At 67.1% G+C, this 24410-nt stretch carries 18 protein-coding genes; 14 read left to right on the top strand and 4 right to left on the bottom strand.

All coding sequences use genetic code 11. The features are described from left to right. Positions 1-13 precede the first annotated feature (13 nt). The 12 genes from btuB (at position 14) to B5X73_RS04175 (ending at position 16603) form a co-directional block, all read left to right on the top strand. Positions 14-1891 (top strand): TonB-dependent vitamin B12 receptor, encoded by a 1878-nt coding sequence (gene btuB / locus B5X73_RS04230; RefSeq protein ID WP_139382646.1) that lies wholly within the window; start codon positions 14-16, stop codon positions 1889-1891. A 28-nt stretch (positions 1892-1919) separates the two neighbouring features. Beyond that, positions 1920-2501 carry a hypothetical protein gene (locus B5X73_RS04225; protein WP_079520696.1) on the top strand — a complete coding sequence of 194 codons (582 nt, stop codon included), beginning with the start codon at positions 1920-1922 and terminating at the stop codon, positions 2499-2501. 26 nt (positions 2502-2527) lie between these two features. After that, on the top strand, positions 2528-3130 hold the full coding sequence (gene cobO, locus B5X73_RS04220) for a cob(I)yrinic acid a,c-diamide adenosyltransferase (RefSeq protein ID WP_090354869.1): 603 nt from the start codon (positions 2528-2530) through the stop codon (positions 3128-3130). Beyond that, positions 3127-4416, top strand: coding sequence for a cobyrinic acid a,c-diamide synthase CobB (locus B5X73_RS04215; RefSeq protein WP_254857219.1), 1290 nt, complete (start codon positions 3127-3129; stop codon positions 4414-4416). Before cobO ends, B5X73_RS04215 begins: the two co-directional genes overlap by 4 nt. A gap of 14 nt (positions 4417-4430) precedes the next feature. Continuing rightward, complete coding sequence (gene cbiB, locus B5X73_RS04210; protein ID WP_217699738.1) at positions 4431-5321, top strand: adenosylcobinamide-phosphate synthase CbiB; 891 nt, start codon at positions 4431-4433, stop codon at positions 5319-5321. Further along, positions 5314-6294: a threonine-phosphate decarboxylase CobD gene (cobD, locus tag B5X73_RS04205; protein WP_079520693.1), complete on the top strand. Its 981-nt coding sequence runs from the start codon at positions 5314-5316 to the stop codon at positions 6292-6294. The genes cbiB and cobD overlap by 8 nt, the downstream gene beginning before the upstream one ends. Beyond that, the gene (locus B5X73_RS04200; RefSeq protein WP_079520692.1) at positions 6291-7763 is read left to right on the top strand and encodes a cobyric acid synthase; all 1473 of its coding nucleotides are present in this window, start codon (positions 6291-6293) and stop codon (positions 7761-7763) included. The genes cobD and B5X73_RS04200 overlap by 4 nt, the downstream gene beginning before the upstream one ends. Further along, a complete protein-coding gene (gene cobU / locus B5X73_RS04195) occupies positions 7751-8272 on the top strand; it encodes a bifunctional adenosylcobinamide kinase/adenosylcobinamide-phosphate guanylyltransferase (RefSeq protein WP_079520691.1) in 522 nt (173 codons plus the stop codon). The genes B5X73_RS04200 and cobU overlap by 13 nt, the downstream gene beginning before the upstream one ends. Then, positions 8269-9312: a nicotinate-nucleotide--dimethylbenzimidazole phosphoribosyltransferase gene (gene cobT / locus B5X73_RS04190; protein ID WP_079520690.1), complete on the top strand. Its 1044-nt coding sequence runs from the start codon at positions 8269-8271 to the stop codon at positions 9310-9312. The genes cobU and cobT overlap by 4 nt, the downstream gene beginning before the upstream one ends. Further along, positions 9309-9848, top strand: coding sequence for a histidine phosphatase family protein (locus B5X73_RS04185; RefSeq protein ID WP_079520689.1), 540 nt, complete (start codon positions 9309-9311; stop codon positions 9846-9848). The genes cobT and B5X73_RS04185 overlap by 4 nt, the downstream gene beginning before the upstream one ends. After that, positions 9848-10564 carry an adenosylcobinamide-GDP ribazoletransferase gene (locus B5X73_RS04180; protein WP_176167714.1) on the top strand — a complete coding sequence of 239 codons (717 nt, stop codon included), beginning with the start codon at positions 9848-9850 and terminating at the stop codon, positions 10562-10564. Before B5X73_RS04185 ends, B5X73_RS04180 begins: the two co-directional genes overlap by 1 nt. A 396-nt stretch (positions 10565-10960) precedes the next feature. Continuing rightward, a complete protein-coding gene (locus B5X73_RS04175) occupies positions 10961-16603 on the top strand; it encodes an autotransporter-associated beta strand repeat-containing protein (protein ID WP_176167713.1) in 5643 nt (1880 codons plus the stop codon). Positions 16604-16725: 122 nt separating this feature from the next. Here B5X73_RS04175 and grxD read toward each other — a convergent pair whose 3' ends face one another. From grxD to B5X73_RS04155, 4 genes are all read right to left on the bottom strand, one after another. Continuing rightward, positions 16726-17649, bottom strand: coding sequence for a Grx4 family monothiol glutaredoxin (gene grxD / locus B5X73_RS04170; RefSeq protein WP_079520687.1), 924 nt, complete (start codon positions 17647-17649; stop codon positions 16726-16728). Between the two features lie 70 nt (positions 17650-17719). After that, positions 17720-18589, bottom strand: a complete 870-nt coding sequence (locus B5X73_RS04165; RefSeq protein ID WP_079520686.1) for a UDP-2,3-diacylglucosamine diphosphatase — start codon at positions 18587-18589, stop codon at positions 17720-17722. A gap of 167 nt (positions 18590-18756) precedes the next feature. After that, positions 18757-19371 carry an SGNH/GDSL hydrolase family protein gene (locus tag B5X73_RS04160; protein ID WP_079520685.1) on the bottom strand — a complete coding sequence of 205 codons (615 nt, stop codon included), beginning with the start codon at positions 19369-19371 and terminating at the stop codon, positions 18757-18759. A 3-nt stretch (positions 19372-19374) separates the two neighbouring features. Then, positions 19375-20619, bottom strand: a complete 1245-nt coding sequence (locus tag B5X73_RS04155) for an aminotransferase class I/II-fold pyridoxal phosphate-dependent enzyme (RefSeq protein WP_079520684.1) — start codon at positions 20617-20619, stop codon at positions 19375-19377. A 118-nt stretch (positions 20620-20737) separates the two neighbouring features. Here B5X73_RS04155 and rsgA point away from each other — a divergent pair, with 118 nt between their 5' ends. Continuing rightward, positions 20738-21793 (top strand): ribosome small subunit-dependent GTPase A, encoded by a 1056-nt coding sequence (rsgA, locus tag B5X73_RS04150; protein WP_079520683.1) that lies wholly within the window; start codon positions 20738-20740, stop codon positions 21791-21793. Positions 21794-21882: 89 nt separating this feature from the next. Beyond that, entirely contained in the window at positions 21883-24405 is a 2523-nt protein-coding gene (locus tag B5X73_RS04145; protein ID WP_079520682.1) for an autotransporter outer membrane beta-barrel domain-containing protein, read from the top strand. Positions 24406-24410: the final 5 nt, after the last annotated feature.

The raw sequence follows: 24410 nt of genomic DNA, 5'->3' as shown, positions 1-24410 counted from the left end.
CAGGAGTCACCACGTGTCGCTTCGTATTTCCACCCTCGCGGTCGCCATCGCGATGGCATGCCTCGTTCCCGCCGCGGCCTTCGCCGATGACACCTCCACCGACCTCGACAAGGTCGTGGTCACCGCGAGCCGGACCGAGCAGACCCAGGCGCAGGTGCTGTCCGCCTCCACGGTGATCGACCGTGCCGGGATCGAGCGGCTGCAGCCGCGCTCGCTGGCCGACCTGCTGCGTGCGACGCCCGGTGTGTCCATCGCCAATAACGGCGGCCCGGGCAAGTCGACCTCCGTCTTCATGCGCGGCACCGAGTCCGACCACGTGCTGGTGCTGATCGATGGCGTGAAGGTGGGTTCAGCGACCTCCGGTACGGCGGCCTTCCAGGATATTCCGGTCGACCAGATCGAGCGCATCGAAATCGTCCGTGGCCCGTTCTCCAGTCTCTATGGCTCGGACGCGCTGGGCGGCGTCATCCAGATCTTCACCCGTCGTCCGGAAGGCAGCTTCGTGCCGAACTTCTCCGCCGGCGGCGGCAGCTACGACACCTTGCGCGGCTCGGCCGGCTTCAGCGGACGCGGCGCGAACGGCTGGTACGCGGTGGAAGCGACCCACGACCAGACCGACGGCATCAACGCATGTCGTGGTCGCCCCAGCCCGGGCGGCGGCGGTTGCTACACCTACGAGCCCGACAAGGACGGTTATCGCAACAATGCGCTGTCACTGAAGGGCGGATGGCGCTTCGATGAGCAGTGGGACGCCGACGTGAATGCCATGCGCACCGAAGGCGCCAACCATTACGACGGCACCAGCAGCAACTTCGCCGACTCGTCGACGCAGGTCATTGGCGGCCGTCTGCGCTATACGCCGTCGAAGGACGTGAAGTTCACCCTCAACCTCGGTCGGAGCGGTGACTTCTCGACCGACTACGAGAACGGCGTCTACGCCGATACGTTCAACACGCATCGCGACGTCGCCTCGGTGCAGGCGGACCTCGGTCACGTCGGTGGGGACGCAGGCCAGACCACGCTCGGTTACGACTGGCAGCGCGATCGCGTCGTCGGCAGCACCGACTACTTCGTCGATGCGCGTCGCAATCACGCGATGTTCGGCCAGTGGTTGCAGGCATTCGGCGACAGCTCGATCCAAGCCAGCCTGCGCCGTGACGAGAACAGCCAGTTCGGCGGCAAGACCACCGGCAGCCTGCAGTACGGCTACATGCTGACGAAGGGCCTGCGTGTCACCGGCAGCTACGGCACCGCGTTCAAGGCACCGACGTTCAACGACCTGTACTACCCCGACTACGGCAATCCGGACCTCCGCCCGGAAACTTCCCGCAACTGGGAGCTGGGGCTGCGCGGCACGCCCACGTGGGGTAACTGGTCGATCAATGCCTTCCAGAATCACATCGACAATCTGATCGTCTTCGACTCGAGCCTGACCGGTCCGCTGTTCCCGTTTGGTGGCGCGAACAATATCGACCGCGCACGGATCCGTGGCGTGGAGCTGGCAGCCGATACTACCGTCGCCGACTGGCGCCTCTCGGGTAACGCGACGTGGCTGCAGCCGGAAGACGATAGCGACGACGACAGCAAGGGCAACCTGTTGCCACGCCGTGCCCGCCGTACCGCGAATATCGACGTCGACCGCTCGTTCGGCGCGCTGAGCGTTGGTGCCAGTGTGTTCGCCTCGGGCTATCGCTATGACGACTCGACCAACCTGCACCGACTGGGTGGCTACGCGCTGACCGATCTGCGCATCGCGTACGCCTTCGCGCCGGCGTGGTCGGTGGAGCTGGCCGGCAAGAATGTCTTCGATCGCCACTACGAGACCGCGCGTTACTTCAATCAGCTGGGTCGCAACTACATGCTCACGTTCCGTTACCAGCCCCGCTCGTAATCCGTCCCCCCGTACGAGGTACGCCCCGATGAAACCCCTGTCACGTCCGTTGTTTGTCGCCATGTCGGCATGGTTCGCGCTGATCATGATCGCCACGCGTTTTCATCACTTCGGCGATGTGCTGCATCTTCCCGACGCGTCGATGGCGTTGTTCTTCCTCGGGGGTATCTACCTGCGAAAGCACCTGGCCTTCGTCGCCTTCGTCGTCCTGGCCGTGCTGATCGACTGGGTCTCGATCAGCTACGCGGGCGTGAGCGACTTCTGCATCACGGTGGCCTATTCGTTCATGCCGCTGGCGTACGCCGTGCTCTGGTACGGCGGCCGCCTGGTGGCACCGCGTTTCGACGGTTCACTGGCATCGCATGCGATGGTTTTCGCGGCATTGCTGGTCTGCGCCACGGTCTCGTACGCCATATCCAATGGTGCGTTCTACTGGCTGGGTGGCCGTTACACCGATACCAACATGACCCAGTACGTCCAGCGCTTCATGCAATGGGCGCCGCTCTTCGTGCGTGCCGCCGCGGCGTATGTGCTGGTGGCTCAGGTGGTCCAGGCGGCGGTCTGGCGCTTCGCACCGCGGGCACGGGACGCCGGTACCACTCACGCATGAGCGGCGACACCACGCCATGGAGTGACATGGACGAGGAGGCTCGTCATCGCGACCGCATGCGCCGGAAGAAGGAGCTGATCGACCGGCGTATCGCGAAAGCGACCATCGATCGCGGCGTGCTCGTGGTCAACACCGGCAACGGCAAGGGAAAGAGCTCGTCCGGATTCGGTATGCTGGCGCGGTCGCTCGGCCATGGCTTTCGTTGTGGCGTCGTCCAGTTCATCAAGGGCAGTTTTTCCACCGGCGAGGAGGCATTCTTCCGCATGTTCGAAGACGGTCCGCTCGATTACCACGTGATGGGCGAAGGCTATACGTGGGAGACACAGGACAAGGCGCGCGACATCGCGGCGGCCATGGCCGCGTGGGATGTCGCCGAGCGCATGCTCGCCGACCCGGCATACGATTTCATCCTGCTCGACGAGCTGAACATCGCGCTGGTGAAGCAATACATCCCGCTCGATCGCGTACTCGACGCCTGCCGGGCGCGACCCGAGCGGCAGCATGTGGTGATCACGGGCCGTGGCGCGCCGGACGCGCTCGTCGAACTGGCGGATACCGTGACCGAGATGCGCGTCGTGAAACACGCCTACCAGGCGGGTATCCGCGCGCAGAAGGGCATCGAACTGTGAGCCGTTCGTGTCCCGCGCTGCTGGTCTCGGCACCTGCGTCGGGGCAGGGCAAGACCAGTGTGACGGCGGCGCTGGCGCGTGCGCAGGCGCGTGCGGGTCGCAAGGTGCGCGTCTTCAAGACCGGACCCGATTTTCTCGACCCGATGATCCTCCAGCGCGCATCCGGCGCTCCGGTTTACCAGCTCGACACCTGGATGGGTGGCGAAGACGACGTTCGCGCGCGACTCCATGCCGCGGCGGAGGAGGCGGACCTGATCCTCGTCGAGGGCGTGATGGGCCTGTTCGACGGACGCCCGTCGAGCGCGGATCTTGCCCAGCGATTCGGTTTGCCCGTTCTTGCCGTGATCGATGGCAGTGCCATGGCGCAGACGTTCGGTGCGCTGGCGCATGGACTGGCCAGTTATCGCGACGGGCTCATCGTGCACGGCCTGATCGCCAACCGTGTCGGCAGCGCGTATCACGCCACCTTGCTGCGCGAGAGCCTGCCGCCTGCGCTTACCTGGTACGGCGCGCTCCCGCGCGATGCGGCCATGGGTCTGCCCGAGCGGCATCTCGGTCTCGTGTCCGCCTCGGAACTGGCGGATCTCGATGCGCGGCTGGATGCGCTGGCCGACGCGTTGCCCGTCGAGGCGGTGGGCCAGCTGCCACCCGCGGTCGTTTTCCAGCCGCCGGCCGTCCGACATTCCACGCGGCGGCTGGACGGCCGCCGCATCGCCATCGCCTGCGACGAAGCATTCGCCTTCGTGTACCCGGCCAATCTCGACGTGCTGCGTGACGCCGGCGCGGAGCTGATCTTCTTCAGTCCGCTGGCGGGTGACGCCTTGCCCCCATGCGATGCGATCTGGCTTCCGGGGGGCTATCCCGAATTGCACCTCGACACGCTGACGACCCGTGACGATCTGCGCCGCGATCTGCACGCGCATGTCGATGCCGGACGCCCCCTGCTGGCGGAGTGCGGCGGTCTGCTCTATGCCCTCGACCGGCTCACCGACACGCATGGCCGTACAGCCAGCATGGCTGGGCTGATCGCCGGAGACGCGACGATGCAGCCGCGCATGGCGGCGCTCGGGATGCAGTCGGTCGATCTGCCCGAAGGGCTCCTGCGCGGTCATTCGTTCCACTATGCGAAGGCGACGATCGCCACTACGGCGCTGGCGATGGCGAGCAACCCGAATGGCGGGCCCACCGCCGAGGCGGTCTACCGCCGTGGGCGCATGACCGCGAGCTTCGTGCACTTCTATTTCCCATCGAATGTCGACGCCGCGCTGCGTCTTTTCCTGCCGTGACCACCGCCTTCGCGATGCTCGCGGCGCTGCTGCTCGATGCATGGTGGGGTGAGCCACGACGCGCGCACCCGCTGGTCGGCTTCGGCCATCTCGCGCAATGGATCGAGCGACAGCTTTATGCCGATCGCCGCCCCCGGGGGATCCTGGCCTGGTGCCTGGCGGTGCTTCCGCTGGTCGGACTGCTCGCCCTGATCCGATACGGGGTGCCCACCGCGCCCGGGTTTGTCATCGATACGGTGGTGCTGTATCTCGCCGTGGGTCGGCGCAGCCTCGCCGAGCATGCGTTGCCCGTCGCCGATGCGCTGAGCGCGGCCGATATCGGTGCGGCGCGGCAGGCGGTCGGTCGCATGGTCAGCCGCGATACGGAGGCCCTGGATGCCTCGCGTGTGGCCGCCGCCGCGACGGAATCTGTGCTGGAAAACGGACACGACGCCGTCTTCGGTGCGCTGTTCTGGTTCCTGTTGCTGGGTGCGCCGGGTGTGCTGTTGTTCCGTCTGGCGAATACGCTGGATGCGATGTGGGGCTACCGGACGCCGCGCTATCTGCGCTTCGGCTGGGCGGCGGCGCGCATCGACGACGTGCTCGCATTCATCCCCGCAAGGCTCACCGCGCTGACGTACGCGCTGGCGGGCGAATTCACGACGGCACGTCGTTGCTGGGCGACGCAGGCACCGTTGTGGGACAGCCCCAACGCCGGCCCGGTGATGGCCGCCGGTGCGGGCGCGCTGAACGTGCAACTGGGTGGGCCCGCGCCGTACCACGGTCAGTGGGAAGACCGTCCTGTCCTCGGCACAGGAGATGCGCCCGAGGCCACCTCGATACGACGCGCCCTGCGTCTCGTCGACCGAGGCGTAGCGATCTGGATCGGTCTCGCACTCGTGGCTGGAGTAGCCGCTCATGCTTGAGCACGGTGGACGTCTGGCTCGTGCGGTGACACAGCACGGCATTCCACGCGAACGCTGGCTCGATCTGTCGACGGGTATCAGCCCGTACGCCTATCCCGTGCCCGCCGTACCAGCCGTGGCATGGCACCGGTTGCCCGAGGACGACGACGGGCTCATGCACGTGGCCCGCGCCTGCTACGCGGCGCCGCATCTTCTGGCCGTTCCCGGCTCGCAGGCGGCGATCATGGCGTTGCCGCGCATGCGGCCACGCTCGCGTGTGGGCGTGATCTCGCCGGGCTACAACGAGCATGCGCATGCGTGGCGGCAACACGGTCACGACGTCCGCGAGTGTCCGGCGGATGCCTTGTTCGAACGCGCCGCCGACTTCGACGTGATCGTGCTGATTCATCCCAATAACCCTGGCGGCGACCGGTTCCGTCGCGAGGCGCTGCTCGCGTTGCACGCATCGCTCGCGTCGCGCGGTGGCTGGTTGATCGTCGACGAGGCGTTCATCGACACGCGACCGGACGGCACGCTGTGCGCCGCGGCATGCGACGGTCTGATCGTCTTGCGCTCGGTGGGTAAGTTCTTCGGCCTCGCCGGCGTGCGCGCGGGGTTTGTCGCGTCGTCGCCGGGCCTGCTGGAGGCGCTGCGTGAATGTCTGGGGCCGTGGACGCTGAGCGGGCCGACGCGCCACGTCGTGAAGGCGGCGCTGACCGACGTCGACTGGCAGATCGCCATGCGCGCGCGGCTGCACGAGGACAGTGCGCGGCTGGTCGCATTGCTGACGAAGCACGGACTGCGTCCCGACGGTGGCTGCGATCTCTTTCAGTATTGTCGCCACCCCGACGCCGCTCGTCTCCACGACGCCCTCGCGGCGCGTGCCATCCTTACCCGCCGCTTCGACGATCCGCCGGCGCTGCGTTTCGGCCTGCCAGGCGACGAGGCTGGCTTCGATCGCCTGGATGTGGCACTGACCGAGGTGCTGGCTTGAGCGCGCGCGTACTCATGGTGCAGGGTTGCACGTCCGACGCGGGCAAGAGCACCGTCGTCGCCGCGCTGTGCCGCTGGCTGCGCCGCCGCGGTGTCGCGGTCGCGCCGTTCAAGCCGCAGAACATGGCATTGAATTCAGCCGTCACGGTCGATGGCGGCGAGATCGGTCGCGCACAGGCGGTGCAGGCGCAGGCGGCGGGCGTCATGCCGCATACCGATTTCAACCCCGTCCTGCTCAAGCCGAACAGCGACACCGGTGCGCAGGTGATCGTCCACGGACACCCCGTCGGCAACATGGACGCCGTCGGCTATCACGCGTACAAACGTGTCGCGATGGACGCGGTGCTCGCATCGCATGCGCGACTCGCCGATGCCTATGCGGCGATCGTCGTCGAAGGTGCCGGGAGCCCCGCCGAGATCAACCTGCGCGATCGCGATATCGCCAATATGGGGTACGCCGAGGCGGTCGACTGTCCTGTCATTCTGGTGGCCGACATCGATCGTGGCGGCGTCTTCGCCCATCTCGTCGGCACGCTGGCTTTGCTGTCGGAGAGCGAACGTAACCGCGTGGCGGGCTTCGTCATCAATCGCTTTCGCGGCGATACCGCGCTGCTCCAGCCCGGTCTCGACTGGCTGGAGCGTGAAACAGGCAAGCCGGTACTGGGCGTCCTGCCCTATCTTCACGGCATGGTGCTGGAAGCCGAAGACGCCTTGCCGCGGGACCGGGTGCGTCGCGAGCACGCGCGCCTGCGTGTGGCCGTGCCCGCGCTTCCACGGATCAGCAATCACACCGATCTGGACGCGCTGCGCCTGCATCCCGATGTGGCATGTGTCTTCGTCGGTCCGGGCGAGAGCTTTCCGGCATGCGACCTGATCGTCCTGCCCGGATCGAAGTCCACCCGCGCGGATCTGGCATGGCTGCGGTCTCAGGGCTGGGACCAGGCCATCCTCCGGCACGTCCGTTACGGCGGCCACGTCATCGGCATCTGCGGCGGCATGCAGATGCTCGGCCACGCGGTACACGACCCGCTCGGCGTCGAAGGGGCCGCGGGTTCCAGCAGCGGGCTGGGCCTGCTCGACCTCGAAACGACACTGGCGCCCGCCAAACAGCTGCGCATCGTCAGCGGTCGGGTGGGGGACGGCGATGCCATGGTCACCGGTTACGAGATTCACTGCGGTGTAAGCACCGGCGCGGGGATGAAGCGTCCCGCCGTCGTGCTGGACGACGGGCGCGACGACGGCGCGCGCTCCGACGATGGACGCGTCATCGGTACCTACCTGCACGGGCTGTTCGATCACCCGGATGCGTTGCGCGCATGGCTGGGACACGCGGGTCTCGATGGCCCGGCGCCCTTCGACCTCGGCGCGTTACGCGAGGCGACGATCGACCGTCTGGCCGACACGATAGACGCGCACATGAATACGGCGGTACTCACCCGACTTTTTGGACTCGATGCATGCAGACCCTGATTCTGGGCGGAGCCCGCTCCGGCAAGAGTGCGCTGGCGGAGCGGTTGGCCAGCGCGTCCGGCCGCGAGGTGGTGTACGTGGCCACCGCGCAGGCGCTCGACCTGGAGATGGCCGAACGCATCGCGCATCACCGCGCACGGCGGCCCGCGTCGTGGACCTCCGTGGAAGAGCCGCTGATGCTCGCCCGCGTGCTTCGGGAGCACGCGGCGGAGCATCGCTGCGTACTCGTCGATTGCCTCACCTTGTGGCTGTCCAATCTGCTGGGCATCGACGACGGTCGTCATTTCGGCAGTGAGCACGAGGCGCTGCTGGCCACGGTGGCGACGTTGCCGGGCGACATTCTGTTTGTGAGCAATGAAGTCGGTCTGGGTGTCACTCCCATGGGCGCGCTGAGCCGCCGGTTTGTCGACGAAGCCGGTCGGCTTCACCAGTCACTGGCCCAGCGCTGCGATCGCGTGTTGTTTACCGCCGCCGGCCTGCCCCTCGCTTTGAAAGGAACCCTGCCATGAAGCACTGGCTCGCCACACCCGCACGGGTCCCCGATGCCGCCGCCGCCGAGGCGGCGACCTTGCGCCAGGCGACGCTGACCAAGCCGCCTGGCTCGTTGGGTAGACTGGAATCGCTCGCCGTACAACTCGCCGCGCTGCAGGGGCGTGAGCGTCCTCGCGTCGACGTGGTCTGGATCGCGGTGTTCGCCGGTGACCATGGCGTGGCGGTCGAAGGTGTCTCCGCGTTCCCGCAGGTGGTCACCGGCGAGATGCTGCGTAACTTCGCGCTCGGCGGCGCCGCGATATCCGTGCTGGCGAGGGCGCTCAACGCCACCCTCGATGTCGTCAGCCTCGGAACGGTCAACGATCCGGGCGACGTCGCCGGCGTACGCCGTGAAATCATCGCGCCGTCGACCGCCAATATCGCCGAGGGGCCGGCCATGACGGATGCCCAGCTCGACGCGGCGCTGATCACTGGCGTACGTAGTGTCGAGCGCGCGGTCGCCGCCGATGCGCAGGTCTTCATCGGCGGTGACATGGGTATCGGCAATACGGCGGTCGCCAGCGCGCTTGCCTGCGCCTTGCTGGGTGAATCGCCCGATGTGCTCGTGGGGGCCGGCACCGGACTCGACCAGGCGGGCATCGCACGCAAGGCCGCGACGATCGAGCGCGCGCTGCGAGCCAACGCGACAGCCATCACACCGCTCGAATGCTTGCGCTGTCTGGGCGGTTTCGAAATCGCCGCCTTGACCGGCGCCTTCATCGCCGCGGCTCAGCATGGCATGCCGGTGCTCGTCGATGGCTTCATCACCTCCGTGGCCGCGCTCGCGGCCGTCGCGTTGCGCCCGGATGTGCGCCCATGGCTGATGTTTGCGCATCGCTCACAGGAGCGCGGCCACGCGCGCGTACTTGCCGCGCTGGGTGGCGAGCCGTTGCTCGACCTGCAGCTGCGTCTGGGCGAAGCCAGCGGCGCCGCGTTGGCCGTCCCGCTGCTGCGTCTGGCCTGCACCCTGCACGGTTCGATGGCGACCTTTGCCGAGGCCGGAGTGTCCGAGGCATGAGCATCGATCTGCTGCGCCATGGCGACACCGGTCAGCGAAGCTATCGCGGGCAGCTGGACGATCCGCTGACCGAGCTGGGCTGGCAACAACTCCGCGATGCGGTGCTGGGTCATGAGTGGGACCGCATCGTCTGCTCGTCGATGGCGCGCTGCTCGCGTTTCGCGACCGAACTGGCCGAAAGGCGCGGTCTGCCGCTGCGCATCGATACGCGGCTTGTGGAATATCACTTCGGCGACTGGCAGGGCGTGCCTGTCGAGACGATCGCGGAGACGGACGGCGATGCGCTCGGCCGCTTCTGGGCCGACCCCGTGATGCATCCGCCCCCGGGCGCGGAAACATTCGACGCCTTTCGCGAGCGACTGTCGGCGGCGCTCGACGACATCGCGGTAGAGGCGAGCGATGCGCGCGTGCTCGTCGTGACCCACGGCGGTGCGATTCGCCTGCTGCGTTGCGTGGCTGAACATCGCTGCTTCGGTGACATGGCGGGCATCGACGTTCCACACGCGTCGCTGCACCGCATCGCCTGGACACCGTAGTGCGCGGACTCGTGACCGCGTTCGCCTTCCTCACGCGCATCCCGATGCCCCGCGTGGCGATGGACGAGCGCGAACAGGCCGCTTCGCTGAAGTGGTACCCCTTTGTCGGACTGGTGATCGGTCTGGCGCTCAGTGCGCTGGCCCTCGTGGCGCAGCGATGGGCGACGCTACCGGGAGCCGCCCTCGTGCTTCTGCTCTGGGTCGCGCTCACCGGTGCCCTGCATCTGGACGGCCTTGCCGACAGCGCCGACGCGTGGATCGGCGGGATGGGCGATCGCGAACGCACCCTGACGATCATGAAGGATCCGCGCAGCGGGCCGGCGGCCATCGTCGCTCTGGCGCTCGTCCTGTTGCTCAAATTCTCGGCGCTGGCCTCGCTGGCCGATCCCTTGTTACTGGTGCTGCCGCCCCTGCTGGGGCGCGCGGCGCTGGTCGGCCTGTTTCTCACCACGCCGTATGTTCGCAAGGGCGGGATGGGCGATGCCTTGCGCGGCGCCTCGGCCACCGCTTGCCGGGCGTCATTGTTCATCGCGCTGGCCGTTGCCGCCTGCTTCGGCGCGCGGGGCGCCATCGCAATCGGCGTCGGCCTCGTCGTCGGTGCGTGCTGGCGGCGCGCGTGCGTGGTTCGCCTTGGCGGCTTCACCGGCGATACCGCCGGCGCGATGGTGGAGATGGTGGAAGCGGCGACCGTACTCGCGCTCGTGGCGACGCGCTGACACCACGGTCGACGATGCACCCGGCATCCGCTCAAGCCAGATCGCTCCGGTAATCATCGAATCTGCATCGACCGGGTCCGCTCGTTCTGGTGGGGCGAGCTTGCGCATGTCGTGTGGCTGGCCGGACGGGTGACGCAGCGCGACAGATCGTGCCGCGATGAGGCACTACACGTCGTCACACATGGAAACTGTGCACGGATTCACATTTCTGTTATGTGTCGCCACATTTTCTTCACGTCTTGCCGAAATTGCATCTCATCGGCGTTGGCACAGACTTTGCTGTGACCCTTGCCCGTACAGGGGAAGCCGCCGCATTGGCATCCAACCGTCTTTATCCAGCGCCGTTCCAAGGAACCGCGACGGCCTGTCGCACCCAAAATTCAGGAGATCGCCGTTTTGAACAGAGTTTTTCGCATCGTATGGAATCGCGCACTTAATCAGTTCGTGGTCGCCTCTGAACTTTGCCGCTCGCGCGCCAAGGGCGCACGCTCCACCGGCGGCGGCTCCGCGATCGCCACCACCACGGGCCGTCTGGCGGCTGGTGTGCTGCTCGCCCTGGCCGGGACGACCGGCGCTTTCGCGCATACGACGTCCATCGGCTACACGAATTCGGGCAACAACTCGCTGTCGTTCTATTACGGCACGTACCATCAGTCCGACGAAGCGACGTACACGGAGGGTTCGCTCCACCTCACCTCCACCGCCGGCTTCGACCAGACCGTCTCGTTCAACATCCTGACCGGCACCAAGCCGGCCGGCCTGGTCGACGGCGACACGAACTTCTTCTCGGACGGCACCAAGCTCATCGGTACGCCAAATCAGGTCATCGCGAACTGGCAGGGCGTGACCTTCAATAACCTGGTGCACGGTACCTACACCTTCACCTATATCCCCATCGCCAACCCGACCCAGGTCTGGGCACCGATCGACAACGTGATCCTGTCGAGCACGATCACGATCATCAATGCCGACCTCAGCACGGCACCGCACGTGGTGGCCGGCCAGGTCGTCGACCAGACCTATGCGATCGATCCGTTGATCATGGACGGCGGCACGGTGAAGAACACCGCCGACGGCACCATGAGCCAGATCGTCAGCATCACGAACAACAACGGCACGTTCGACACCAACGGCCACAACCTCACGCTCACCGGCGAGATGGATGGCCGCGGTGCGCTCATCAAGCAGGGTGAAGGTACGCTCAATCTGCGCGGCGACAACACGTCCGTCGGCGAGATCGACCTCAACGGTGGCGCGATCAACGTGCTGTCCGATGCGGCCCTGGGCGATACGAGCAACGATCTCAAGTTCAATGGCGGCAGCCTGCAGTGGGGTGCGGACTTCGACCTCAACAGCGGGCGCAACGTCACGCTTGGCGCCAACGGCGGCACGTTCGACCTGCAGACCTACGATACCGATGTCTCGAACAGCATCTCGGGCACCGGTTCGCTGACCAAGACGGGCAGGGGCACGCTCACGCTGTCCGGCACGAATACCTATACCGGCGGCACCCATGTCGCCGGAGGCGACCTGGTCGTCGCCAGCAGCGGGAACCTCGGCACCGGGATACTGAACGTCGACACCGGCTCCGCCGTGACGATGAACAACGCCACGCAGACGGTCGCAGGCCTTGCTGGCGACGGCGGTATCGATCTCGAAGGCACGACCCTGACCCTCAGCGGCAACGGCGCGTCCACCACGTACGGCGGCGTGCTTTCCGGTACCGGCGGCCTGATCAAGAATGGCAGCAACACGCAGGTCCTGACCGGCAGCAACACCTACACCGGTGGTACCACGGTCAACGACGGCACGCTCGCTTTCGCCAGCGACGCCAACCTTGGCGACGCGGCGGGCAGCCTGACCCTCAACGGCGGTACGCTCGAAGCGACCGGCACGGGTAGCACGGCACGCGACATCCACGTGGCCGGTGGCGCCATCGCGGTGGACGGCGGTCAGCAGCTGACCTCGACCGGAAGCGTCAGCGGTACCGGTGGCCTGATCAAGAACGGCGGCGGCACCCTGATCGTCGACGGCGTCGCGTCTCAGGCCGGCGGCGTGACCGCGAACGGTGGCGTGCTTTCCCTGAGCGGCACCAATACCTATACCGGCGACACGACCATCAACACCGGTGCGACCGTCCTCGTGTCTCGCGATAACAACCTCGGCGCGTCCGCGAACCAGGTCGATCTCGACGGCGGCGCGCTGATCGCGACCGGAAGCTTCGCCACGGCGCGCGACGTGACCGTCGGCAGCGCGGGTAGCAGCCTCGGTGCCAGCACGGGCACCACGCTCACATCGACGGGCGTCGTGTCCGGCAGCGGTACGTTGAACACGCAGGGCGCCGGCACGATCGTGCTTGCCGGAACGAATACCTACACCGGCGGCACCGCGATCAACGGTGGCGTCCTGCAGATCTCTTCCGACGCCAATCTCGGCGCAGCGGGCGGCGCCATCGGCCTGTTCGGCGGCACCCTGCACTCGACCGCCGACATCACCAGCACGCGCGACGTCACAACGGGCGGTGCGGGCGGCGTCGATGTCGACGCAGGAACCACCTTCAGCACCTCGGGTACCGTCAACGGTGCCGGAGCCTTGATCAAGAATGGCGAAGGCACGCTCGCGATGTCCGGCACGCTCAGCCAGGGCGGTGGCGTGACGGTCAACGACGGCACGCTGGTCCTGTCGGGCAACAACACTTACGAGGGTGCCAACACCCTCAACGACGGCACGCTTCAGATCGCCAGCGACGCCAACCTCGGTGACGCCGCCAACCATGTCGTCTTCCAGGGCGGCCAGTTGCACGTGACCGGCGATACCACGACGGCGCGCACGGTCGATACGACCGCCGGTTCCGATGCCGACCTCGTCGTCGACGGCGGGAAGACGGTAGCGCTCAACGGCACGGTGCAGGGCCAGGGCGGTCTGGTGGCATCCGGCACGGGTACCCTGGTCCTCGGGGGCGCCAACACGTACACCGGCGGTACCTCCGTGAACGGCGGCACGGTGCGGATCGGTAACGACGCGGCGCTCGGTGCCGTAACCGGCGCCATCACGCTCGCCGGCGGCACGCTGCAGGCGACGGGCGATGTCGCTTCGGCCCGCAACGTCACGGTGAACGGCGGTGCATTCGCCATCGACCAGGGCGCCACGTTTGCCACGACGGGCAACGTCGGCGGCAACGGCGGTCTGGTGAAGAACGGCAGCGGCACGCTCGAGATCGATGGCACGGCGTCGCACACCGGCGGTACCACGATCAACGACGGTACGCTGGTTCTGACGGGCAACAACAGCTACACCGGCGGCACCACGCTCAACGGCGGCACGCTGCAGGTCGGCAGCGACGCGAACCTCGGCAATACGTCGGACGCCCTGGTCTTCAACGGCGGCACGCTGCACGCCACCGGCGACGTAAGCAGTGCGCGCGCCGTCACGGTGAATGCCGACGCGGTCATCGCGACGGATGCCGGTGCGAGCTTCGCGACATCGGGTACGGTTTCCGGTAACGGTGGCGTCACGAAGAAGGGCGACGGCACCCTGATTCTCAGCGGCGACAACACGTACACGGGTGCGACCACGATCGACGCCGGCACGCTGCAGATCGCGTCCGACACCAACCTCGGCGCATCGACATCCGGCCTGACCTTCAACGGCGGCTCGCTGCACACCACCGGTAACATCGTCACCCAGCGCACGCTCAACCTCGCCGGCAATGCCACTGTCGTCAGCGACGCCGGCACCTCGTTCACCGCCGCAGGCGCGGTTGTCGGCAACGGCGGACTGGTCAAGAACGGCGAAGGTACGCTCTCGATCACCGGCGTCGCGTCGCATACCGGCGGCACGACCGTCAACGAAGGCACGCTGGTGCTCTCGGGCAACAACACCTATACCGGCGGGACCGTGATCAACGGCGGCACGCTGAGCATTGCCAGCGATGCCAACCTGGGTGATGCCGCCAATGCCGTCACGCTCAACGGCGGCAACCTGACGGTGACCTCGAGCATCACCACCGCGCGCAATATCGTCATCGACAACGGCGGCGGCTCGATCACCACGGACACCGGGGCTACGCTCAGCCAGACGGGCAGCATCTCGGGCAACGGCACGCTGACCAAGCTCGGTGGCGGCACGCTGATCGTCAGCGGCAACAACAGCTTCACGGGCGGCACACTGGTTAACGGCGGTATCATCCGCATCGACAGCGGTTCGTCGCTCGGCACCGGCGACATCATCCTGCAAGGTGGCACGCTGCAGACCTATGCGACCCTCGGTACGGGTCAGACGGTCCTGGTCAGCGGCAACTCAGGCGTGAATGTCTCCGCCGGCACCACTACCGTGCTGTCGGGCGACATCAATACCAGTGGCGCCTCGGGTTGCTTCATCAAGAGCGGCGCCGGTGCACTGAGCCTCACCGGCAAGGCGTCGCTCGACCAGGGTACCTGCGTGCAGAACGGTACCCTCCGCGCGAACGGCACGCTCAACAGCAGCTTCGTCAATGTCGACGCGATCGGCACGCTGCGTGGCGTCGGTGTCATCAACGGTCCCGTCAACGTGACAGGCCGCCTGGCACCGGGTAACTCGCCGGGTACGCTGACCGTCAACGGTACGGTGACGATGAATGCGGGCAGCACCTTCGAAGCTGACATCGATGGCAAGGGAACCGGCACGGGCGCAGGCAACTACTCCCGTTTGCTCGTGGTAGGCGCGGGTCATCAGTTCATCGCCAATGGCACGCTGGCACCGCTGCTTCGCGGCATCACCGGTGACGCGAGCAATACCTTCACGCCGACGCTGGGCGATACCTACCGTATCGTCACCGCCGAAGGCGGTATCGTCGGACGCTTCAGCAGCCTCGACCAGCCGAGCGTCGGCCTGCCCGCGAACACGCGCTTCCTGGCCTTCTACAACCTCGCCAACAGCAACAGCATCGACCTGCGCGTCGTGCCGAAGGCGTACAGCGAGTTCCTCGGCACGGGTACCACGCGCAATACGCTGGCGCTGGCCGGTGCGCTGGACCGCGCGGTGGATGCGCAGATCGCCGGCAACGGCGCGGCCTATACCGCTGTCGTCAACGCCATCGGTGCGCTCGATACCGGTCGCATCGCCGACACCGTCAAGGCGATGGCCGGTGAAGTGCACGCCGACCAGGCGGCCGCCGCACGCGGCATGGGTCTGGCGCTCAACCGCGATGCCTTCGATCACCTGGGCACCGACACGACCAATCCGGCCAACAAGGTCTGGGCAAACGTGACCCAGGACGGCCAGCGCTTTGTCGCCGACAACCAGGGTTCCGGCTACAACGCCAGCACCAGCCACGTCACCGCGGGCGTAGACGTCTTCACGAACGACACCACGGTCATCGGTGTGGGCGCGTCGCATGGCGAGAGCAACATCATCGCCACCGGCGGCCAGGGAACCATCCGCGGCAACGCCGGCCTGATCTACGCCCAGCAGAAGGCCGGTGCCGTCATCGTCGACGGTGTCGTGTCCTACGGTTCGGACGACTGGTCGAGCCGTCGCATGGATCCGTTCGGCAATGGTTCGCTCGAGACGCGCGCGGATGGTCATGACACGATGGCCAGCCTCACGGCGCGCCTTCCGATGAATGCCGGTGGCCTGCGCATCGAGCCGTATGCCGGTGTGATCTGGCAGAAGGTGGAACGTGATGCGGTGAACGAGACGGGCACGTCGCCGGCGGCGCTGTCGCTGGACAAGCTGTCCGTGACCGGCACCCGTGCCCTGGTGGGCGTGACCGCCGGCTCGAACGCGAACGATCCGCTCGCCTCCGAGCTGACCTGGCGCGTCGGTGTCGCCGGTGGCGTGGATTCGGGCAAGCTGCTCGATCCGACGGTACGCGCCCAGCTCGCCGGCGAACAGTTCGAAACCAAGGCACCGGATGCGGGTCGCGGTTTCGTGCAGTTCAACGCGAACGGCACGATGCGCCTTGCCCGCAACACGTACCTCTACGGCGGCCTCACCGCCGAACAGGGTTCGGGCCGGACGGCATACGGTGTGACTGCCGGTGTGCGCGTCGCCTTCTGAGGCGACGCATCCGGGGAAAAAGCCCGCTCGCAGCGAGTGTAAAAAGCTCGCTGCGGCAGGTACGTAAAGAAAAAAGGCGCCCCTCGCGAGAGGGGCGCCTTTTTCTTCGCTGTCGAACGCGATCAGTAACGCGGAACCGTCGGGTCGATCTCGCGAGCCCATGCATCCATGCCGCCTTCCACATTGAACAGGTGGGTGAAGCCGTGCGCCGCCAGACGCTCGGCCGCCGCCTGGCTGGAAATGCCGTGGTGGCAGATGAAGGCGATGGCCGTGTCCTTGGGCAGGGCGGCGAAGGCTTCGTAGCCCTCGTCTTCCAGAATGCGCGCGCCGGCCAGCGGGGCCGCCATGGCACGACCGTGCGCCGGGCGCACGTCGACGAGGATGACCTCGCCCGCGGCGAGCTTGTCTTTCAGCTGATGCACGGTGATCGACGTGATCTCGACCGCACCCGGGAACTTGAGGCTGAGGCCTTCGCCCTGAACGGTGCTGACCCAGTCGATCACGATGCCCTTGGCCCGCTGGGCACTGCCCGGATCGAAGTGCACTTCGATACCGCTGGCGACGACGACGATGTCGTGGTCGCCCGCCGGCGCCAGCTGGAAGCCGGCGCTGTGGTCCGGGCCGATTTCCAGATGCAGGGCCTGGCCCTGGGCATTGGCCATGCCACCGCGAATGGCTTCGGCAGCCTTCTCGGTGATGGTGATTTCCGGCGGGGTACGATCCGGCGCGCTGGCACCGAACAGCGTGTAGAGCTCGCCGCTGGTGTACATCTGGCGGATGATGTCCGAACCGCCGACCAGCTCACCCTTGACGTAGAGCTGCGGGATCGTCGGCCACTGGCCGTACTCCTTGATGCCCTCGCGGATTTCCGGGTCTTCCAGCACGTTGACGGTGTGGTAGGTCGGGATGATGTCGTTGAGCGTGTTGGTCGCCGCGGCGGAGAAACCGCACATCGGCTGCTGGCGCGTTCCCTTCATGAACAGCACGACCTCGTGCTCGGAAAGGAGGGATTCGATGCGCTCGCGAGTGGGTGTATCGAGGGCCATGGGGTCACCGCGGATAGGAAAGGGGCCATTTTACCGGCATCCCTCGCACATGGGCCCGTTCTCGTGACTTTCAACCTGCTAGTGACGTTTCCGCCCGCAACTCCGCCAGATTGGCCCGGCAATCGGCGAGCGGAGCGAACCCCAGAACGGCTTCGGGCGAGGGCAGTACCGTCTCACGGCTGGCGCGACCCAGCGGCGTGCGGCGCTCGGTCCAGTGAATCAGCTCCATCGCGCCGCTGAAGTCCTCGACCAGGGCGGTGCAGTGCTCGACCCAGTCGCCGTCGTTCATGTAGAGCACGCCTTCCAGCGGACGGATGTGGCCGAAGTGGATGTGCCCGCAGATATGCCCGTCGAATCCGCGCTCGCGGGCATCGGTGGCGACGCGTTGTTCGTAGTCGCGGATATAGGCCAGTGCGGCGCCGACGTGTGACTTGAGGATGATCGACAGCGGCATGTAGGGCAGTTCCAGCCGCTTGCGCACCGCATGCACGCGGCGGTTGGCCCAGCAGATGAAGCGGTGCAGGGTGTCGCCCAGCCAGTTGATCCACTTGCGACCGATGTGCTCGGGGTCGTACTCGTCGCCATGGCTGACGCGGTAGCGCCGGCCATCCGCACCCTCGTGCACCGCATCCAGTTCCACCCGGATCCCGGCGATGGTCGAGCCGGCGAGGCCGCGCATCTGGTAGTCGTGGTTGCCAGGAAGGTAGGTCACCTGGATGCCTCGTGCCGCCATCGCGATCAGCTCGGCGATCACCGCGCTATGGTCCGGGTGCCACCAGTGGCGTTTGGCCAGCGCTTCCAGGTCGACGATGTCGCCGACGAGGTAGAGGCGCTCGCAGTCGAGGCTCTTCAGGAAATCGAGAAGATAGGCAGCCTTGCAGTCCGGCGTACCGAGGTGCACGTCGGAAATGAAGGCGGCGCGACACGTGAACTTGGCCATGGCGGCGATTTCCGGGGTTGTCCCGGGAGATCAGTCTCGGGGCGGGACGTAACCGGGGCATGGCGTGGGTGTTGCAGGTGTGTTGCGGATGGGCATCCGGGGCATGCATCGCGGCGGGCAGTTTCCCTCCGGGTTGCGGTGGCCGGTTGGCAGGGGCCTGGCGACGATCAGCCTGGCAGTTCGCGAACGGCCGCGAGTGCCTGCGGAAGAATCCGCTCCACCCACATTCCATACTGCCTGGCGGAAGGATGAAGGCCATCATCCACGAGCATGTCTGGCTTCGCGCCGGCTTCGCGCGAAGCGGTCGTCACATCCACCCAGCGTGCGTGCGCCCGATGCGTTTCGTCATGCGCAATGGCATTGAACGCATCGATCTCACGCCCGATCGCCACGCGATCCCGTCCCTCGGCAAACGCCGTCACGCCCCAGTCGGGAATCGACACGACCACCACGCGGCGCGAGTCGCCGGCGAGCTTGCCCGCGCGTTCGAGCAGAGCGAGAAACTGCTCGCGATATTCGACCGACGAGCGCCCGCGGTACTGGTTGTTGACCCCGATCAGCAGGGTCACCAGCCCGTACTTGCCGTGCAGTCCGGCGACATCCATCGCCGACGACAGCTCGTCCGTCGTCCAGCCGGTAGTGGCGACGACGTATGGCGCAGCCACGGCCACACCATGCTCGCGCAGCCGGGCAACCAGCTGCACCGGCCAGCGACCTTCTTCGGGCACGCCCTCGCCGATCGTGTACGAATCGCCGAGGGCGAGGAAGCTCGCTTCCGCCACGGCTCAGGCGACCGCGCTCGCGACCGGTGCGGCTTCCTCGGCCATCCGCTCCAGCACGCGGTTCATCCGTACGAACACCTCCTGCAACTGCGTCGGCTCGGGCAGCAGCGTGAGACGCAGGTGCCGGCTGGCGGAAAGATTGAAGCTGGTGCCGGGTACGACCAGCACGCTTTCCTGCTCGAGCAGGCACAGCGCGAACGCCGTGTCGTCGAAATGCGCGATGGCGTCGGCGCGGATCTGCGGAAACGCGTAGATCGCTCCGCCCGGTGCCACGACATCCAGGAACGGGCTGGCGGCGACGCTGTCGAGCACCACCTGACGCGCGCGGTGCAGGCGGCCGCCCGGCGCGGTGAGTTCACCGATGGTCGGCTTGTCGAGCAGCGCGGGACGCACGGCCCACTGCGCGGTGACGTTCGCGCAAAGGCGTAGCGCGGCCAGCAGCTGCAACGCGTCGCGGTATTCCGCGGTGCGCTTCGGGTCGCCTGACAGGCTCATCCAGCCGACCCGGTAGCCGCAGGCACGGTGCACTTTCGACAGACCGCCGAAGCTGACGCAGGGGTGATCGCCGGCCACGGCCGCCAGCGGCTGGAAGGGCGTGTCGTCGTAAAGGATTTCGTCGTAGATCTCGTCGCACAGCAACAGCAGGCCATGGCGGCGGGCGACGTCGACAATGCGCTCGAGCAAGGCCCCGGGATACACGGCGCCGGTGGGATTGTTCGGATTGATCAGGACCAGGGCGCGCGTGCGCGGTCCGATCAGGGCCTCGATCTCTTCCGGGTCGGGCAGGTGCGCGTTCTCGGCCAGGCAGCGGTAGTAGCGGGGGCTGCCGTCGTTGAGGATCGTGGCGGCGCTCCACAGCGGGTAATCCGGGCTGGGCAGGAGCACCTCGTCGCCCGGCTGCAGGAGTGCGCGCAGGGAGATGTCGATGAGTTCGCTGACGCCGTTGCCGATGAACACGCGCTCCACGTCCACGCCGAACGAACCACGCGCTTTCTGCTGGGCCACGATGGCCTCGCGGGCTTCCTCCAGACCCTGCTCGTGCCCGTAGGCCTCGCTGTCGGTCAGATGGGCGCCGATGGCTTCACGCAGGTGCGGCGGCGTGGAAAAACCATAGCGGCCCGGGTTACCGATGTTCAGTTTGATGATCGGCTGGCCGGCCGCTTCCATGTCGCGGGCTCGCCGGGTGAGGGCGCCGCGGATTTCATAGCGCACTTCCGCCAGGTGCGCGCTGGGCTTGATCGAGGACACTTCTGACGACTTCCGGTGAGTACGGCGGGCCGTTTCCCGCCGTCGTCACCCGATCCTAACAGCGTCGCGGCGGCGTCGCGAGGCGGATTTCGGGCGATAAGCGGGCATAATCCCGCCCATGACCGACACCCCGGACCTGGCGCGCCTGCGCCATATCGGCTGGCGCGACCCCGCCTTGCCCGACGATTCCCGCCGCCTTGCCCGCGTCGTGGCCCAGCATCGCGCCGGTTACGAGCTGCACGACGGCTCCTCGGCCTTCAACGCGCAGCCTGCCGGTCAGTTCCTGAAAAGGGGGCTGGACCCGTCGCTTCGCCCGGCGGTCGGCGACTTCGTCTTCCTCGACCACGCCAACCACCCGGTGATCGAGGAGGTGCTGCCGCGCCGTTCCGTCCTGACCCGTGCCGCCGCGGGCGAGCGATACGAGCGGCAGATCATCGCGACCAACATCGACTACGTCCTCGTCATCACCGGCCTCGACGGCGACTTCAACCCGTCGCGCATCGAGCGCTACCTGACCCTGGTCGAGGGTTCCGGGGCGCGTCCGGTCGTCCTGCTCAGCAAGGCGGATACCGACGTGGACGTCGAGGGAGCGGTCGCCGCTCTCGCCGCGCGCCTGCCCGCGGAAGCGGCGGTGCATGCGATCAACGCGAAGGATCCCGCGACGGTGGCCTTGCTTGCGTCCTATCTCGGGCCGGGCTCCAGCGCGGTCCTCGTCGGCTCGTCGGGAGCGGGCAAGTCGACGCTCACCAACACCTTGCTGGGCGAAGAACGCATGGCCACGGGCGCGGTACGCTCGCACGACAGCCGCGGCCGGCACACCACGACGCACCGTGCGCTGCTCAGCCTGCCCAGCGGCGGTTGCCTGATCGATACGCCCGGCATGCGCGAACTGAAGCTGACCGGCGAGGAAAACCTCGACCTGTTCGCCGACATCGAAGCGCTTTCCGCGCAGTGCCGCTTTGCCGACTGCGGACACAGCAACGAACCGGGTTGCGCGATCCAGGCCGCGCTCGCTTCCGGTGAGCTGTCGCCGCAACGCTGGCGCAATTTTCTCAAGCTGCACGACGAGCGCGAAGAGCAGGCGGCGACCCTCGAAGCACGCCTGAAGCGCAAGGCGGGTCCGCGCCCCGCCGGTAAACCGAAACGCGGCGAGTGGCGACGCGGCGACGACTAACACTTACTTTCGTCGCGCGCGCTCCCGACATACAGGCATCCACCTGCTGAATAAGTTGACTTCCTCCCTACGAGAGCGAGGAAGTCTTCATGGTCGTCCATTGTTACCGGCGCCGCGCAGTAGCGGCTGCCTTGTGCGGTGTTTTTGCCGCGTCCGCGTCGGCTACCGAGTTTCCTTACGGCATCCTCGTCGAGAAAGGCACGGCACTCACGCTCGAGCCCGGGGACCGCATCTCGGTAAGCGGCCTGGCGACCGGGCGTGTCGTCACCGTGGAGTCGCGCGGCTCGTTCGACGCCACGGACGTTTCGATCGAGAACCGCACGAGCGGCAATCCGGCAGGCTATGCCTACGGCGTGTTAGCGTTCGACGGCAGCGAGGCGTCGATGTCCGCCGGATCGCTCATCACCCGCGGTGACCGGTCGGTGGGCGTGCAGGTACAGGGCGCCTCGCGTGCCGTGTTCGCCGGGGTGCAGTTCACCACGCTCGGCGCGAACAGCATCGGCATCACCGCGCGGTCAGGTGCGGCGATCCTGATGAACCGCGCGCACCTGAGTATCGACGGACGGGACAGCACGGCGCTGGTCGCACAGGGGACGGACGCCGCCATCGTCGGGCTTGCCGACATAGAGCACCGGGGTGCGGCATCCGCGCCGGGTCGCGCGCAAGCCATCGCCGTCCGCGACGGCGCGCGGATCAGCCTGAGCGACAGCTCGGTCATTGCCCGACATGCGAATGTCGGCGCCGTCGTAATCGATGGTGAGGCCTCGGGGTTCAGCACATCGCGCAGCCATATCGTTGCCGAGGGCGAACACGCCTGGGCGCTTTCCGGTACCTCGGGGCGCGCGATCCTCACCGCGGCGGAGTTGCGTGGCAACGGAGGTGCGATCACCACGCGCGTTCCCGGCGCAGGCACGTTGCAGGTCGATCTGCTGGGGGGCTCACGCTCGGTGGGCGACATCGTCGGCGGCGATGCTTCGCTCGTGCTCAACGCCGAGGACAGCGAACTGCGCGGCGATCTGCATCGGGCAGGCACGGGATCGCTGGATGTCAGTCTTGCGCGATCCCGGTGGCTGGGGCGTGCGCGCGGTGCCAGCGCTCTGACCATCGATGATGGCCATTGGTCCCTGACAGGGGACAGCGTTCTCGGACGGCTGACGCTCGCAGGTTCCGCCCGCGTGTCTTTCCCGGAGGGCACGGGCGCCTTTTCGACGCTACGCGTGAGCCACCTCGACAGCCAGGGCGGGGACGCCGCCATCCGTCTGCGTACGCGCCTGGATGCCGGCGGCGCCCTCTCGCGGCAGGGTACGGACCGGCTACTGATCGACGGCAACGTCGACGGAACGACACGGCTCGAGGTCGCGGCCGTGGAGGGTGGCGGTGCCGGCACCGCGCCGGGTAGCTCTGGCGGTATCAGTCTCGTGCAGGTCAACGGTTCGGCCAGCGACACATCGTTCCGTCTCGCCGGCGACTACGTGGTGGCGGGACCATGGCGTTACGGTCTGAACGCATACGGCCCCGGCGAGTCGGATGCATCGCAGCGACTCGTCGCGGAGAACGGATCCGGCTTCTGGGACTACCGCCTGCAGAGCACCAGGATCGATTCGCAGGGGCGTTGGCGTGACGTGCTCGGGCGCGCGGCGGATTCGACCTCGCCGGCCATGCCTGCCCGCGACGCACTGGCGCCGCAGGTGCCTTCCTATCTGGTGCTTGCCGGGGCCTTATTCGGCTACGGCCGGGTCGCCATCGATGCCGCGGGAGCCGACACTTTCGCCAACGACGGCGGGCCGACATTCCGCGCACGCAGCTTCGGCGGGAACGCCAGCTATCGCAATTCGCTCGGTTTCACGCGCTTTGGCTTCGACAGCATCCGCCGCGACCGCGGCCTGCAGGTAGGTGGCGATCTCGCGTCGTTCGATGCCGGGACGTGGCATATGCGCTCGGGTGTGTCCGCGAGTCTCGGAAGCACGCAGGTCACCCCTCGTGCCGTCGACGGCGCGAGCGACGCCCGGGCGCAGGGTCGCGGCCTGGCGATCACCCACACGTCCAGCGGCGATGACGGATGGCGTATCGGCGCGGCCTACGCTTTTACGCATTACCGGGTCGCCGTGCGAACGCCGCGACGCGGCGAGACGCTCGCCCGGTTGCGGGTGAACAGCAGCGATGCATCGTTGTCCGCGGGCTTCCGCTGGGCGGCGCCACGGAACGTCGTCGTCGAGCCGGGAATATCAGTGCTCTGGCAGCGTCTTCGCTTCGGCAAGGTCACCGACCGCGACGGCATCATCCTGCAGCCCGGGCGTCCGGAACGTATGACGGCGCGTGTCGGAGCGCGAGCTACGCGTCTCTTTCCGGTGCAGGGGCAGCGGGTGAGTGCGTGGTCCGCGTTTCTTGACGGTCGTATCGAAGCGACACGGGACACCGGTGCGGCGCTGGCCTTGTCGGGCGTCCGCTTCGCAACGGGACATGGCGGCCGGGCGCTCCACGTGGCGGCGGGTACCACGTTGGCATTTCGCCGGGCCATCACGCTTTCCGGCGACATCAACCGGCAAGTCAGGATCGGCGGCCGGGGCGACTCCTCCTTCGGTGTACGCCTGGGTGCCGCGATAGCGTTCTGATGCCA

Origin of the sequence: Luteibacter sp. 22Crub2.1 (assembly GCF_900167995.1) — a bacterium.
GTDB classification, from domain to species: domain Bacteria; phylum Pseudomonadota; class Gammaproteobacteria; order Xanthomonadales; family Rhodanobacteraceae; genus Luteibacter; species Luteibacter mycovicinus.
This window is presented reverse-complemented; position numbering and strand designations above follow the sequence as displayed.